Below are 13,093 nucleotides of genomic sequence, written 5' to 3' on the forward strand. Positions count from 1 at the left end.
GGCTGGAGTCACAACAAGCTTGAGCATCGGACAGGTCGCCGAACGCACCGGCTTGAGCGTTCACGCGCTGCGCTTCTATGAGCACGAGGGCCTCTTCGTCAACCCCGTGCGGCGTGGACCTGGCGGGCGTCGCGTCTACAGCCAGGGTGACGTGGACTGGCTGACCGTCTGCATCATTCTCCGCGCCTCAGGCATGCCCCTGCCCGCGCTCCGCCGATACGCCGACCTCGTCAGACAAGGAGCCGGAAACGAGGAAGAACGACTCACGCTCCTGCGCGAGCACCAAGGGCACGTCACCACCCAGATCGGCAGGCTCACCGAGTGCCTGGACCTGATCAGGTTCAAGGTCGGAGTGTATGAAGACCTCCTCGACCAGGACGCCCCCGCGGACCACCAATGTCACGCCCCATCCCCTTCGGCAGACAAAGAGAAGACGCCGATAAAATCGGTCAGCCCCTAGACCCCGATGTGCCTCGGTCGTTGGAGCAGACAATTTGAACCTCGTAATTCCTCACGGTGCTGTGACACAGCAAACGTTGACAGCAACAGCTTCGGACGAGGAGATACGGACAGAGACGCCGCAGAACCAGCCATGGCAGGCCGGGGATGGACCGTCATGAACAGCCTTGACGAGCGATGGATCAGGGGGCGAGCGGTCGCATCCAGTCCGCAGAAGGAGGACGGAAGGCTGGGGACCGGCGTGAGATGCCGTGGATCCTACGGGGTATGAGCTGCCGGCCGCTGGGTGAACGCCGCCTCTAAATGGCGCGCAGCGGTTGCACCCCTGCCCTGCGAAGATCAAGGCGGCTGTCCGCGGGCGTCGGCTACTGCGGATGACCTGTTTGACCTGTTGGCTGCCGCCGGCTCTCACCCATGCCTATCGGTCGGCATGGCTGTACGGATGGCTGTACCAACCCGCTCCGCCGTACCGCCTCATGATCACCGCCTGCCTAAACTGCCGCGATGAACACCGAACGGAATCCCGAGCCCCACTGGTCGACAAGACCCGGTGCCCTGACCGGCTTCTTGGGCGGCCTGGCAGCAGCCGCAGGGGCCATCGTGATCATGGTCAACTACCAAACGCCCGGTTACGAAGTCGGATTCTTCATCGGCTCGGTACTCATAGTGGGCGGCCTGCTGCTACGCATAGAGTCGGCAATCCGAAGCACGGGCCACCGACCGAGCACCCGTGACAGCGGTGATGGCTGACTGGCAATGGCGGATCTCCTCGTCGGGCAGTCGCCTGACACGACTCCCGTACTCGCACACGTCAATTCAACCCGTTCCTGGTCGGGTCGCGGCATGGATGCGTCCAGGTAGTTCACCTAGTCCATGGAGTCTTGGTCGATAGCGAGGTATGGGCGGTATGCAGAGGGGGTGATTAGCTGGCCCGGGAGGAGCTTCAGGTACGCCGCAGAAGCCATCCTGAACGACCTCCTACCTGACGCCAGACCGTCGGCAATACCCGGGACTGGCCAACTGTCTGGAGGTAGACACGTCAGAACGGAACGGTCGACAGACCCAGCACCTACCTCACCCACCCGCACCACACCTACCGCCTCCACATCGACCTTGGCATATCCGTGCCGCCCACACCGCCACCTGCAACAAGCGGATCACCGCGCTGCGCCGTGCCGTGGACGCCTACTGCCAGCCGCTCGTCGACGGCTGCGCCTACGAGTGGCTGGCGTCGATCGCCTTCCCGATCGCGTCCTGCGTGGGCTGCTTCTGGGACACCTGCAGGACGATGATTCGGGCGCTCAGGGCGGGGTCACGACCGATTTCCGCGCAGTAGTGGTCCAGCTGTGCGCTGCGGCGGACGGCGTCGTCGATGTCGCCGCCGGGGATGTTCCGCAGGTCGGCGTGCGCGGCGACCATGCGCAGCACGAGGACCGACCGTGTCCGCCTCGCAGGCTGACGCCCAATCACGCCCGGACAGGGCTTGCGCGCTGCGACACTCGGTCGGTGGCCGGCAGGCGGTGGGTGGAGCGGCTGGGGCCGGCCGTCGCGGTGGCCCCCGGCACCCGCGTGGACCGGTTCGAGATCTTCTTCGACCTGGTCTTCGTCTTCTCGTTCTTCATCATCACCCGGGCCACCGCAGCGAACATCACCGGCCACAGCCTGCTGCACGGCATGCTGGTCCTCGCCGTGCTCTGGTGGTGCTGGGTGGTGCACACGGTGGTCGCGACCCGGGTCCGGCTCGGCGTGGGATTCGTCCCGGCGCTGATGGTCGTCGGGATGGCCGCACTCTTCTGCTTCGCGCTGTCCCTCCCGCAGGCGTTTGGAAACCCGGTGCAGTGGGCTGTCGGGCCGGTGGTGCTCGCGGTGAGCTACCTGGTGCTCCGCGGCGTGCACCTGCTGCTGTACTGGCACGTCGCCGGGGAGAAACCCGGCGAGCGTCGCCTGTTGCTGAAGTACTCACCCGAACTGGCGATGAGCACCCTCCTGCTGCTGGGTGCCGCGCTGATCCCGCCGCTGATCGACGACCGGGGACGGGCCGACATGGTGCGCGACGGACTCTGGATCGCCGTCGTCCTGTTGCAGTACGGCGCCGGGCTGGTTGCCAACGCGTGGGGCTGGGTGTTGACCTCCGCCGAGCACTGGACCGAACGGTACGACTTCATCCTCATCATTGCCCTGGGCGAGTCGATCATCTCCGTCGGTATCGGCGGCAACCTCCTCGGTGAGCCGGTCACCTGGCGGGGCGTCACCGCCGCGGTGCTCGGCATCTTCTTCACCGCCGCTTTGTGGTGGACGCACTTCGACATGATCGCTCCGGCCGCCCGGATCGCGCAGCACGCGGCGCAGGGACGCTCCCGGGTCGCCATGGCGCGGGACGCCTACGCATACGCCCAGCTCGTCATGATCGGTGGGATCATCCTGTTCGCCCTCGGAGCAGAGGAGATGGTGCGGCAGATCGCGGACCGCTCGATCAACCTCACCGAGCCGACGCACGGCCCGGGGGTGCCGCTGCTGTTCGGCGGAGTGATCTGCTACCTCTGCGGCGGCATGCTGTTCCAACTGCGCACCCTCGGCACGCTCTCCTGGACCCGCGTCGGCACCGTGCTCGTACTCGCGGTCGCCATCCCCCTCGCCACACACCTCCCCGCACTGGCGGCGCTCAGCCTGCTGACGGCCATCTGCATCGGGTTGGTGGCAACCGAGGTGGCAGTCATGGCCGACGCCCGCCGAGCCCTGCTCAAGGCCGTCTTCGAGGAGAAAACCACCTACGAGAAGCACGAAGCCGACTGGCGGGCCCGCTGGCACGAAGGAACCCCAGACGAGAAACCCCGCTGAGGGGCCATGTTCCGCCGTGCCGAGTCCCACCGCATGGTTGACGGATCCGTCCCAGCAAATGCATGTCGCTTGAGCCTAGGTCTGGTGGGGTTCCTGGTAGGGAACTGGGCTCAGGTGTTGCTTGATTGTTGAGTACGAGTGCGGCAGCACGGGCCGGGCGCGGGAGGCAGGGCGCGTCATCGAGCCGCGACAGGCCCTCGGTGGGAGCGCGTTCTCCCCTTCGGGTGTGGCGGGTATCGGTGAGATGTCAGCGCACCAGAACGGCGCGACACCCGAGGCGCCCGGCTCGCGTCGGCCCCAACCTCGGGCCCGGCGGCGGGCGGAACCCCTCCCTGGCCCCATGCACAGGACAGGTGGGGGATGTTCCGCACCCTCAAACCAGTCCCCAACCCCTCTGACGGGCAGGACCGCTGATCCGGAGGTAGAGCCGGTCAATGCTGTGCCCTCGCGTCGAATTCCCAGCCAGGGCACATACGAGATGGGTCAGTCCATCCATGCTCCGCCACGCGTCACTTTTGCCCAAAAGCTTCCGTGAGACATCAGCGTGCAGGCTTGCGGAGGGCCCTCAACCTGCGCCTCGTCTGCTCTTGCTACCTGAGCCGGATTCTCACTCGCCGGACCGCTGACCTTCACATGATCTTCAGGAGTCGGGCGGTCGGACTGTCGACGCTGTCGGGACTACTTCGTCTCGATCAAGGCAGGTGTGGCAGTGGCGGACGCATCCTCCATCAGCCGACGACGGTTTCTGGCCCTCGCGGGCGGTACGGCCGGCATGGTTGCCGTGAGCCAACTGGTCGCGGAGCTTCCTGCGGCGTACGCGGACGAACTGGACCCGGCGCCGTTCGCTCTCGGCGTCGCGTCCGGCGAGCCGAACCACGAGAGCGTCGTGCTGTGGACGCGGCTGGCGCCGGATCCGCTGAACGCGGTCGACGGCGGGATGCCGACGGATCCCGTTCAGGTCGCCTGGGAGGTGGCCCGCGACCCGCAGTTCCGTCACGTGGTGCAGTCGGGTGAGGTGACGGCGGCCCCGGGGTCGGCGCACACCGTGCACGTGGTCGTGGGCGACCTGGCCCCCGACCGTTGGTACTGGTACCGCTTCCGCGCCGACGAGGTGTACAGCCGCACCGGGCGTACCCGGACCATGCCGCCGCCCGGCGCCAAGGCCGACCACATGCGGTTCGCCTTCGTCTCCTGCCAGTCCTGGGTCGGCGGTCCCTACCCGGCCTACCGGGACCTGGCCGCACAGGACCTCGACTTCGTCGTCCACCTTGGCGACTACATCTACGAGACCACCAACGGCAGCCTCACGGAGTTCCGCCGGCTGCACGCGCTATACAAGACCTCCCCGGACCTGCGCGCCGCCCACGCCCGGTTCCCGTTCGTCCTGACCTGGGACGACCACGAGGTGCAGAACAACTACGCGGGCTCCATTCCGCCCGGCCCGGCCGACGGCCGGCCCTTCCTGGAGCGGCGCGCCAACGGCTACCAGGCCTACTACGAGCACCTGCCGCTCCGCCCCGAGCAGCGCCCTACCGGGCCTGACATGCTCATGTACCGCCGGGTCAACTTCGGCCGGCTGGCCCAGTTCAGCGTGCTCGACACCCGGCAGTACCGCAGCGACCAGGCGCTGGGGGACGGGCGTAAGGAACCGACCGGCGAGGTCTTCGATCCGACCCGCACCATGACCGGCCCAGAGCAGGAGCGGTGGCTGCTCGACGGGCTGAGCCGGTCGAAGGCACGCTGGAACGTCGTCGCCCAGCAGACCATCATGGCCGCCTTCGACTACGACCTCGGGCCCGGGCAGATCGTCAACCTGGACCAGTGGGACGGGTACCCGCCCGCGCGGTCCCGCATCCTCGACTTCATCGCCACGCAGCAGGTCTCGAATCCCATCGTCCTCAGCGGGGACTGGCACACCCACTGGGTCAACGACCTGAAGACCGACTTCACCGACCCGGGCTCCAAAACGGTCGCCACCGAGTTCGTCGGCACGTCGATCTCCTCCGGCGCCGGGTGGGACGCCGACGTCCGGGCCGGCCTCGCGGCCAACCCGCACGTCAAGTTCTACAACGGCAGCTATCGCGGTTACGTGATCTGCGACGTCACCGAGCAGCGCTGGCGGACCGACCTGCGCATCGTGTTGAACGCCCGAGACGCCGCCTCGCCGGCCTACACCATCGCCGCGTTCGAGGTGCTCGACGGCGCACCGGGAGCGCACCGGATCGACGCCGGCGACGGCATCATCGCCCGGGTCACCGACGCAGCCACGGGCGCGGCCCTGCCCAACGTGCAGGTGACGGTCACCGCTACCGACGGCATCCAGCCGATGGCGAGCACCACGGACCCGTCGGGCGAGGTGCTCGCCTTCGCCCCGCCGGGCAGGTACACCGTCGCCGTGAACGGGGTCGGCTACGAGCCGGTCAGCCATCCCGTGACGGTCGTCGAAGGCGCGCCGACAAAGCTCGACCTGCCGCTGCACCGGGCCGCGACCAGGGCCGGCGCCGGTCGGACGATCCCCGGACCCCAGTCCCAAGCCGGCACGGCCGACCTGGTGCTCGGCAACGACCTGATGGCGCTGGCCGTCTCGGCCGGGACCGACGACCCGCAACTGTCCGGAGTCACCGTCGGCAAGCCACTGGACCTGGCTGCGGTCGGACACCTCGACCAGCTCGACTGGATCAACCTGCCGTACGCCTCGGTGACGCAGCCCCGCGGCGGCAACGCCTGGCAGCAGCGCACCGTCCGGTCCACCGCCGTGGAGGTGCTCTCCGCCGGCGGCTCGGCGGCGACCGTACGAGCCACGGGCGCCAGCACCGCCGTGCCCGATCTGCGGGTCGTCACGACCTACACCATCCGGCCGAACGAGCCATGGGTGACGGCGGAAAGCACCTTCACCAACCTCGGCACGGCGCCGCGCACCTTCTGGACCGGCGACGCGCTCGACCACGACGGCGCCGGCCAACGCAGCGGCGTCCCGGGGCACGGAACCATCACCAATGGCACCCCGGCCGACTACCCGCCCACCGCGCCCTGGGTCGGGATGACCGGCTCGGACCGGCAGACCTACGGACTGCTCTACGAGGACACGGGCTTCGTCGCGTACGCCGCCTACAACTGGGTGATGAGCCAGCGGCAGGTGACCCTCGCACCGGGCGAGACATTCACGCTGCGGCGCCGCATCGCGGCCGTCGACTGCGGCGAGGGCGCTGACCCGTTCGCGGTGCTCGACCGACTCTGAGGGTTCGACGTGGGCGGGCAGCGGAGAGCTGCCCGCCCGTGCTCGTCGGCGCCGCCATTGAATGCCTCTACCACCTGTCCGTAGTCGGTGAGGCCTACCTGCGGGACCGCTTGCGTCCGGACCGAGCCCGTGATCGCAAACCGTCTCGAACGGTGGCCCGAAAGGGCCGGCCCGCGAAGTCGGGGCGCGCGCGAACCCAATGTCGCGGCGGCTTCGTCACAAACCTCGCGCGGACATATGCCGTTGTGCGGGGCCGCGGTGTCGAGCCTGAGGCTGTGCCGCTGGTCGAAACGGCGCGTTGCGGCGACCAGGTCCGCCATGGCCGCCTGCTATTCGATGGTCCGTGATCGCGGCAGCATACGGCTCATGCGACATCCCTCTCTCCGGTTGCTGCTTGCTGCGTTCATGGTGCCGATGTTGGCGCTGCTTGGGGCCAGTGCGTGCGGTGAACAGCCCGGGCATGGCTCGGGCTCGCCTCCCGGGCGCACGCCTCCCACCGTTGACGGGGTGAAGCCGTCGGTGAGCGTGCTGGCAACTCGTCTAGCTCAACCCACGACTGCTCCGACTGAGCTGCACTTCAGCGAGTCGATGGTGCGCAGCAACGAGGTCAACAAGCAGAACAAGGGCGGGCAAGCGAACGTCGAGTTGGTCGCCGGCAGCGACGACCTGAAGACGCTAGAGCGCGTCGGCCGCGAGTGCGTCAAGATCTTCCTGCGGGAGCAAAAGGCGGCCTTCTGCAAGGTTTTCGGCACTGAGGCCGACTACAAGGCTCGTGAACTGCGTAAGGCGTGAGACTCCAACTGCTGGGCCTGGTACGTGGGGGTGCCCCTGGCAGGTGGCGAACCGATGGTCACCGAAGGGAGCATGATCGGATGCTCTGCCGAGCATTGTCCCGGCAAGCTGTATCGCTGATTCCTGGGGTACCAGGCGACTGCCGGTGATTTCGGCCAGTTCGCCGACGACTCGGCTCTTTTGAGCGCGGCCGTCGCCCAACCGTCGTCCACGCCGTACATTGAGGAAGTAGGCTGACGGGAGCAGGGGCCCTCTCAGCGGCCGGGCGTGACGTACTTGTCCGGCATGACCTCCGCCAACAGAGCGCGGAGGAATGTTCAGGACCTCGTCGTCCGGTGTTCAGCAGCAGGCGCCAGCCGGGACCAGCGCCCGGGCGAAGACTGGATTCGACAGCACCGACCAGTCAGGTTCGAGCATGATCTCTCTTGTGGTGGCCGCACTCGCCCTGCTCGGCGGCACGACATGGCTTGCCATGAATCAGCCGGTTGCTCGCAACCCTGTGCTCAATCGACGGCTGACCGCGACGGGGCTGCTGCTCTGCCTGATCACCGCGGTGATCACACTCATCGCGGCGGTCGTGACCTGGCGGTGACCAGGTGAACTTTCTCCGCGAACCCTCGACCCTTCCGCTGCGCGGACCCTAATCTGACGACCTGGAGAACACGGGGTAACGGAAGGTAACGCGATGACCGCCACCACGGTCGACATCAACACCCGACCCGACGGCACCCTCGTCATCCACCCCTACGGCGTCCTCGACGCCGCGGACGCCGTCGGGCTGCGCCGCACACTGGTCCAGGCCATCCGGCACACGCGGCCTCTGCGCCTGGTCATGGACCTCGCCGATGTTCAGGACCTCGACCCGATCAACCTCGGCACTCTTGCGGCCGCCTGCCACCTCGGCGACGACCACCAAGTCGCCGTCTTCCTCGATCACTCCTCCGCGTCCCTCGCGGACCTGCTGGCAGCCGCCGGCGTACCCCGGCACCGCTTGCGGCATATCACCTGACTTCCAGCACCAGTAGCCTCGACGACGCCGGCACGTGCCGGTAAGGGTGGCGGGCGTTCGCTCCAGTGTTCACCGCGGATATGGACGGCCTCGCCGTGCTGGCGCAACTCATCGGTCGATGCTGTTGAACGTGATAGAGAGGTCGTCGGTCTTCTGGTGGTCGACTCGACCTGGTCGTCGTCGAAGGCGAGCAGCACTGGACAGTCGAGGAACCACTCGTCACCGTCGAGGTCCCACACCAGCCAGACCTGACGCAGGGTCTGACCGGCTAGGGCAGCCAAGCGGCGGTCGTGCGCGGCGAGGATTGCGTCGCGATCTTGCAGCCAATTTGGCTGGTAGCTCCACCGGCAAAGGTGGTCACGCAGGTCCTGCTACGGACCTGTCGCGCAGGTCTCGGGACCGGACACCCGGCTGCCGGCACTGTCGGGCTCCACTTGATGGGTAGCGGATCGGTGTCAGATGTTGGGTCGGCTGGACGATCATGTGGATCTGTCTTCTCGGTCCGGGTCAAAGGTAGTCGAAGTAGCGGACCCACCATGTGGCGTCGCCGGGTGCGAAGGTGTCGGGATCCCAGGCGCCGTCGTAGCGCTGCCAGAGGGGTTCTTCGGGGATGAGGGTGTAGTCCAGGTCGTTGAGGGCCCGGTGGATTCGGGTGGCGTCGTCTGTGTGCAGCAGTTGGGCGGCGTCCTCGTCGTTCCAGACTCCGGGGTTGTCGACGGCGAGCACGGCCAGGTCGCCGAAGTTGCTGATGACGATGACGAGCGGGTGGCCGGTGGTGGTGGCTGCGGCGGGGATGTTGATGCGGCCGTGGAAGCTCGCGTCTTCCACGTGCCGGTCGACGTCGGTCCGGCAGTTGAAGTCGTGATCGAGTCGCTGAGCCAGTTGGTCGAAGCGTGCCCTGGCTCGGCGGTGGTCGTAGTTCGCGGGGAACTCGAGGTGGTCGAGGTCGTCGAGGGAGTGCAGCAACTGCCAGAGCTGGGCGTCGTCGGCAGGCATTCGGCCATTGTGCCTGCCCGTTCGGCTCTCCCGGCCGCCCCCCGGCTGCGGCTAGCGTCCTGTTGTGTGACCACAGCCAGCTAGACGTGGGAGGTCGCCATGTCGGTCGAGCACCGGCCGAGAGCACCGCGGCTTCCGCCGCGCTGGTTCATTCGTCTCGCCTGGTCGGTGCACCGAGGCCTGTACCGGACCTTTCGTGGCCGGTTCGGACTGTGGCGACCGCGCACCAACGGTTGGGGCGCGTTGCGGCTGACTACGACCGGGCGCCACACCGGCCGGCAGCGCAGCGTCATCATCGGCTACTTCGAAGATGGGCCGAACCTGGTCTCGCTGGCGATGAACGGGTGGGGTGAGGGTGAGCCCGCCTGGTGGCTCAACCTGCAGACGCATCCGGACGCGACGGTCGATCTGGTCGACGGGCGGCGGCTGGTGCGTGCTCACGCCGCGACAGGCGACGAGCGGTTGCGGCTGTGGGCCCGCTGGCGGGAGATCGACACGAACCTGGACGCCTTCGCCGCGCTGCGGACGTCCGAGACCGCGGTGGTGGTCCTGGAGCCCAGACCCGGCGCGACGGACCCGGTGCCAGGTAGCTGATCGGCCAGCGACCGGTGCCCGTCATAGCGGGAACCCGATTCGATCACCGCTTCCGCCGGTCGTCCGGGGCCCTGGTTACGGGGGCGGCGGATCTTCGCGGCGGGTCAGTCCTCGAAGGTGAAGGTGTGGCTGCTGGGCATTTTGCGTAGCTCCGCAAAGAACGGCGCTGGCTGTCCTGGCGCGGTGAAAGTGGCGCGGCTCGCATCACAGTTGCGCCGGCTGGCGCGCCCGCGACTAGCGGCCCGCCGAGACAGCCGAGTCCATCGCCTGGGCGAGCGACCACTCCCGGTCGCAGGGCGGCGGCGATCAGGTCGGCGACGTCCACTTCCGGCTTCCGTCAGGCGGCAACCATCACGCCGGGCGGTTCCGTGACGGTCGCGGGCGTGGGTCCAGTCCGCGACGGGTATTCGGATTTTGTGGGCAGGGGCTCCGGCTGGTCGATCGGGGCGGTGAGGACGCCGAGCAGCCCGGTCACTTCCAATACCCGGCGGACGATGGGTTGCGGGTGGGTGACCCGGATCTGGCGTCCGGCTTGGACGGCGGCGTTGCGCCCGGCGACGAGCGCGCGGAGTCCGGCGCAGTCCAGGAACGTAACCCCGGCGAGGTCGACGTCGAGTACAGCGGGAGTGTGATCATGCAACACGCTGAGCAGCCTGTCGCGTAGGGCTGTTGCGGTTGCCAGGTCGACCTCTCCGACCACGGCGACCCGGGCCGTGGTCGGCGACGGGCAGGTCGTGGCGATGCGTAGCTGCGCCAACGCAGTCACGGGCGAAAACTTGGTGGACATTGTGTTCCTCCGGCCCAACTGCTTACAGGGATTGCTTGGTGAGCGGGCGGGGGCTGGGCCCGGGGCCGGGGAGGCAACAACCCGAATGCAGCGGGGCGTTGCAGGCTCGACGAGCTGCGTGAATCGGTACGACGCAGCTACCCCGAAGACTACTCGCAAAAGGTCCTGCTGGGAGCCGCATGGTTTCCGCCAACCCGGCTCGGCGCCACGCGCCGATGCGTGAGGGCGTCGCTCGGGCCCCCGGTGGCTGACCGCACACACCGTCGGTCCGCCCACGAGCCGACCAGATGCCAGCGCTGTCGCCCCGCCATCGCGCGGTCGACCGACCGGTGGTGGCACCGGTTCGTCGGCCCGACCATGCGACTCACCCACGGCCGTGTGCGTCGGGGGACTGCTCGATGAGCATCAGAGGAATGTGAGCGCGATGGCCTACATCGCCAAGGACCACAACAACGAAGTACGCACCTCCGCGCCGAGTGCCGGGCTGGCACCGCTGGTGCCGGACGTCGCCCGGCATCAACCCGGGAGTGCAAGGTCAGGCTGCGAATGACCACATCGGCCGGTCGGGTGAACTGCCTGCCCGGCTCCCGCTGACATCCGTCCGAGCCGCGCCCTGGGCCTCGCCCAACATGCGCTGCTCGGGATGGCGTTCGCTGCGGCCGGCCATGACCTGACCCGCCGGCGTCGCGACTTCACCTCCAGGAGCGCCCCGTCCCCAGCGGCTTCGAGGTTCTCGTCGGCGCCGGCTACGGCGAACGGGGTCGCACCGTGCTTAAGGGCGCGGCGCGGTAACCCGGGGCGTTCCGACCTGGCCGGAGGTACCGGCCTTGATAGACACCGTCCGTGACGGCCCACGAGGGCTGTCACGGACGGGGCCGTTGGACCGCCGGCTGGGCTGCCGGTCAGCTCCGGGAGAGGACGACCTCCGCTCGCCCGCCGGGATGCCGATGATGAACAGTGGACGCGCGACACGCCCGGTGACGTGTCGGGTGGCGTAGGGTGAGAAGCGCAGTAGCCGCCCTGGTCCCTGGTGGTGCCCTGATCGCAGGCACACCACCAGGAGCATCGGATGCCTGTCCCGTCCAGCTACGTCGTACCGGGCCCGGAGTCCGTCAACGATCTCGTCCAACGGATCGCCGACCGGGACCAGGCCGCCTTCCGCCGCTTCTACCGTCTTCTCGTCCGTGTCGTCTTCGCTCAGGTCTGTGAGAGCCTCGGCAGCCCGGCGCTCGCCGTGGCGGTGACCCGGGCGGTGTTCGTCGAGGTGTGGCGGCTCGCGCCCAGGCCCGACTCCTGCCAACTCGACGGCATCGCCTGGGTGACCGCGATCGCCGCCCGCCGCGCGGCGGACCGGCTCCGCGAGATCAATGGTCCGGCGTCCTGCCTCCCGACCGGCTATGACGATCTCCTGGGCCGCGAACTCGCCGTGATGCTGAAATCGGAGCGGCCGGCCGGATGACCAGCGGGTCGCCGGGCCGGCGTCATCCGCGGTCAGCTCACCGGCATCGGCGCGGCCCCGGGTTCGGGCTCGCTGGTCACGCGCCGAACATCTGGCATCGGCGCGGTTTCCGAGACCCGGGTGCGGTTGGCGACGGCCGGTGCCGGCGCGCTCACCGCGGGCGTGACTCGGTCCAGGAAGCGCAGTAGTTCGACGGGGAAGGGCATGACGAGGGTGCTGTTCCTCTCGGCGGCGACCTCCACGACTGTGTGCAGCAGTCGTAGCTGCAGGGCGGCGGGGTCGGCGGCCATGGTGGCGGCGGCCTGGGCGAGTGTGGTGGTGGCCTGGTATCCGCCGTCCGCGGCAATGACCCGGGCGCGGCGTTCGCGTTCGGCCTCTGCCTGGCTGCACATGGACCGTTTCATGGATTCGGGCAGGGCGACGTCCTTGACCTCGACCCGTTCGACCTTCACACCCCACGGTCCTTCGGTCGGTGTGTCGATGATGTTGGTGAGTTCGGAGTTGAGCTTGTCCCGGTCGGAGAGCAGTTCGTCGAAGTCGGCGTGGCCGATCACCGCGCGCAGCGAGGTCTGGGCGACCTGGGAGACGGCGTAGCGATAGTTCTGCACGTTCACCAGGGCCTTGACGGGGTCGACGACGCGGAAGTAGACGACCGCGTCGACGCGAACGGAGACGTTGTCGCGGGTGATGCCGTCCTGGGCGGGATCGCTGAGGGTGGTGATCTGCAGGTTGACCTTCACCAGCCGGTCGACGCCGGGGGACGATGAGGGTCAGGCCCGGGGTGCGGCTGCTCTCCTGCACCCGGCCGAAGCGGAAGACTACCCCGCGTTCTTACTGCTGCTCGACGCGCACCGCGCGGGCGACGGTGATGAGGCCGACGATGCCGATCGCCAGGATCGCGATCACCATGGCTGTCTGTAG

General features: G+C 68.2%; 12 protein-coding genes and 1 pseudogene. 9 read left to right on the top strand and 4 right to left on the bottom strand.

Annotated elements, in window-relative coordinates; all coding sequences use genetic code 11:
• Positions 1 to 19 precede the first annotated feature (19 nt).
• Entirely contained in the window at positions 20 to 460 is a 441-nt protein-coding gene (locus tag FHX75_RS00835) for a MerR family transcriptional regulator (protein ID WP_246157485.1), read from the top strand.
• 503 nt (positions 461 to 963) lie between these two features.
• The gene (locus FHX75_RS00840) at positions 964 to 1,209 is read left to right on the top strand and encodes a hypothetical protein (RefSeq protein WP_154936179.1); all 246 of its coding nucleotides are present in this window, start codon (positions 964 to 966) and stop codon (positions 1,207 to 1,209) included.
• Positions 1,210 to 1,674: 465 nt separating this feature from the next.
• Here the strand turns inward: FHX75_RS00840 and FHX75_RS00845 are convergent, their stop codons facing one another.
• The gene (locus tag FHX75_RS00845) at positions 1,675 to 1,887 is read right to left on the bottom strand and encodes a hypothetical protein (protein ID WP_211364280.1); all 213 of its coding nucleotides are present in this window, start codon (positions 1,885 to 1,887) and stop codon (positions 1,675 to 1,677) included.
• Positions 1,888 to 1,965: 78 nt separating this feature from the next.
• Here FHX75_RS00845 and FHX75_RS00850 point away from each other — a divergent pair, with 78 nt between their 5' ends.
• The 5 genes from FHX75_RS00850 to FHX75_RS00865 all read left to right on the top strand — a co-directional run bounded on the left by FHX75_RS00850 (position 1,966) and on the right by FHX75_RS00865 (position 8,336).
• A complete protein-coding gene (locus FHX75_RS00850; RefSeq protein ID WP_154936180.1) occupies positions 1,966 to 3,297 on the top strand; it encodes a low temperature requirement protein A in 1,332 nt (443 codons plus the stop codon).
• 772 nt (positions 3,298 to 4,069) lie between these two features.
• Positions 4,070 to 6,535 (top strand): alkaline phosphatase D family protein, encoded by a 2,466-nt coding sequence (locus tag FHX75_RS30505; RefSeq protein ID WP_170285260.1) that lies wholly within the window; start codon positions 4,070 to 4,072, stop codon positions 6,533 to 6,535.
• Between the two features lie 366 nt (positions 6,536 to 6,901).
• Positions 6,902 to 7,327, top strand: coding sequence for a hypothetical protein (locus FHX75_RS00860; protein WP_154936181.1), 426 nt, complete (start codon positions 6,902 to 6,904; stop codon positions 7,325 to 7,327).
• A gap of 415 nt (positions 7,328 to 7,742) precedes the next feature.
• Positions 7,743 to 7,919: a hypothetical protein gene (locus tag FHX75_RS30510; protein WP_170285261.1), complete on the top strand. Its 177-nt coding sequence runs from the start codon at positions 7,743 to 7,745 to the stop codon at positions 7,917 to 7,919.
• A 93-nt stretch (positions 7,920 to 8,012) separates the two neighbouring features.
• A complete protein-coding gene (locus FHX75_RS00865; RefSeq protein ID WP_154936182.1) occupies positions 8,013 to 8,336 on the top strand; it encodes an STAS domain-containing protein in 324 nt (107 codons plus the stop codon).
• Positions 8,337 to 8,843: 507 nt separating this feature from the next.
• On the opposite strand, the gene FHX75_RS00875 is transcribed toward FHX75_RS00865, so the two are convergent.
• Complete coding sequence (locus FHX75_RS00875) at positions 8,844 to 9,332, bottom strand: hypothetical protein (RefSeq protein ID WP_154936183.1); 489 nt, start codon at positions 9,330 to 9,332, stop codon at positions 8,844 to 8,846.
• Between the two features lie 99 nt (positions 9,333 to 9,431).
• Between FHX75_RS00875 and FHX75_RS00880 the strand changes: the two genes are divergently transcribed.
• Positions 9,432 to 9,926: a nitroreductase/quinone reductase family protein gene (locus FHX75_RS00880; protein WP_154936184.1), complete on the top strand. Its 495-nt coding sequence runs from the start codon at positions 9,432 to 9,434 to the stop codon at positions 9,924 to 9,926.
• A 337-nt stretch (positions 9,927 to 10,263) separates the two neighbouring features.
• Here FHX75_RS00880 and FHX75_RS00885 read toward each other — a convergent pair whose 3' ends face one another.
• Positions 10,264 to 10,713, bottom strand: a complete 450-nt coding sequence (locus tag FHX75_RS00885) for an STAS domain-containing protein (protein ID WP_154936185.1) — start codon at positions 10,711 to 10,713, stop codon at positions 10,264 to 10,266.
• 1,069 nt (positions 10,714 to 11,782) lie between these two features.
• On the opposite strand from FHX75_RS00885, the gene FHX75_RS00890 reads away from it, so the two are divergent.
• A complete protein-coding gene (locus FHX75_RS00890) occupies positions 11,783 to 12,172 on the top strand; it encodes a sigma-70 family RNA polymerase sigma factor (protein WP_154936186.1) in 390 nt (129 codons plus the stop codon).
• A 32-nt stretch (positions 12,173 to 12,204) separates the two neighbouring features.
• On the opposite strand, the pseudogene FHX75_RS00895 reads toward FHX75_RS00890, so the two are convergent.
• Positions 12,205 to 13,081 (bottom strand): annotated as a pseudogene (locus FHX75_RS00895) (SPFH domain-containing protein).
• Positions 13,082 to 13,093 lie beyond the last annotated feature (12 nt).

Source organism: Micromonospora palomenae (genome assembly GCF_007829925.1).
Classification (GTDB): Bacteria; Actinomycetota; Actinomycetes; order Mycobacteriales; family Micromonosporaceae; genus Micromonospora; species Micromonospora purpureochromogenes.

Coding starts and splice junctions, on each gene's coding strand:
- FHX75_RS00880 (WP_154936184.1), top strand. CDS start 9,432: ATGTCGGTCGAGCACCGGCCGAGAGCACCGCGGCTTCCGCCGCGCTGG.
- FHX75_RS30505 (WP_170285260.1), top strand. CDS start 4,070: ATGGTTGCCGTGAGCCAACTGGTCGCGGAGCTTCCTGCGGCGTACGCG.
- FHX75_RS00885 (WP_154936185.1), bottom strand. CDS start 10,713: ATGTCCACCAAGTTTTCGCCCGTGACTGCGTTGGCGCAGCTACGCATC.
- FHX75_RS00875 (WP_154936183.1), bottom strand. CDS start 9,332: ATGCCTGCCGACGACGCCCAGCTCTGGCAGTTGCTGCACTCCCTCGAC.
- FHX75_RS00865 (WP_154936182.1), top strand. CDS start 8,013: ATGACCGCCACCACGGTCGACATCAACACCCGACCCGACGGCACCCTC.
- FHX75_RS00840 (WP_154936179.1), top strand. CDS start 964: ATGAACACCGAACGGAATCCCGAGCCCCACTGGTCGACAAGACCCGGT.
- FHX75_RS00890 (WP_154936186.1), top strand. CDS start 11,783: ATGCCTGTCCCGTCCAGCTACGTCGTACCGGGCCCGGAGTCCGTCAAC.
- FHX75_RS00860 (WP_154936181.1), top strand. CDS start 6,902: ATGCGACATCCCTCTCTCCGGTTGCTGCTTGCTGCGTTCATGGTGCCG.
- FHX75_RS30510 (WP_170285261.1), top strand. CDS start 7,743: ATGATCTCTCTTGTGGTGGCCGCACTCGCCCTGCTCGGCGGCACGACA.